1 protein-coding gene is annotated in these 1,107 nt (G+C 70.6%); it reads right to left on the bottom strand.

Translation table 11 applies throughout. The annotated features are described in order from the left end of the window. Positions 1-93 precede the first annotated feature (93 nt). On the bottom strand, positions 94-1,107 hold a 1,014-nt coding region (locus ACZ5CR_RS46805), incomplete at its 5' end, for a cytochrome P450 (protein WP_468870154.1).

Below are 1,107 nucleotides of genomic sequence, written 5' to 3'. Positions count from 1 at the left end.
GAACAGCGCCACCAGGTCGGGTGCGTCGGCCAGGGACTGCGACATGGGATCGTCCTCCGGGACTGGCTTTGGATCGGGACGGTGACGGACTCCTCAACCGGTGCGGACGCCGTCGAAGTCGACCAGGAGGCGCGACGGCCCGCGCAGGTTCAGGTTGCGTTTGTAGGTGACGCCGCCGGGCCGAAGCCGCGGCCGCACCAGGAACGTGCTGAAGAGCTCAAGGGCGATGGCGACTTCCAGGCGCGCCAGACCGGCGCCGAGGCAGAAATGCGCGCCTGCCGAGAACGCCAGATGGCCGGCGGCGGGGGAGCGGTCGATGTCGAACCGGTCCGGGCCGGGATACACGTCGGGGTCCCGGTTGGCGGCCCCCAGCAGGAACAGCACCGTGTCGCCCGGCCGGAACTCGGCCTCGCCGATCGCGCCGTGCTCACGGGCCACCCGGGTGGTCATCTGCACCGGTGCGTCATAGCGCAGAACCTCTTCTACGACCGCCGGTGCCAGTGTGGTGTCGGCCCGCAGCCGGTCCAACTGCCCCGGATGACGCAACAGGGCGAGAACCGCGTTGCCGATCAGGTTCACGGTCGTCTCGTGACCCGCGTTGAGCAGGAGCACGCAGGTGGCCAGGACGTCGTCCTCGTCGAGACGGTGCCCGTCCTCCTCGACCTGCAGGAGGTGCGAGATGAGGTCCTGCCCGGGAGTGCTCCGGCGCTCCTCGATCAGACGCCTGAAGTAGTGGACGAATCCGGCGCGGGCCCGCGCCGCCCCCCTCGTCATCTGCCCGGTGGTGCCCAGCGGCGGATCCAGCACCGCCGCGAGCTCGGACGACCAGTCCTGCAGGAGCTGGCGATCCTCGTACGGGACGCCAAGCAGCTCGCAGATGACCCGCAGCGGCAGCGGATAGGCGAGGTCGTTGACGACTTCGAGCGTGCCGGTCTCGGCGGCGGCCCGGAACAGGTCCGTCGCGATCTCGCGGATCCACGGCGCCATGCCGTCGACCTTCCGCCGGGTGAACGCGCCGGTCACCAACCGGCGGTAGCGGGTGTGGTCCGGCGGGTCGAGATGGAGGAAGTTCCGCGTCCGCGGCCCGCGCGGAGTCGGAGAGAGCGG

It is taken from the genome of Streptomyces sp. NPDC031274, from assembly GCF_055570235.1.
Note: the sequence above shows the minus strand (reverse complement) of the source record. Positions and strands in the feature narration are given on the sequence as shown.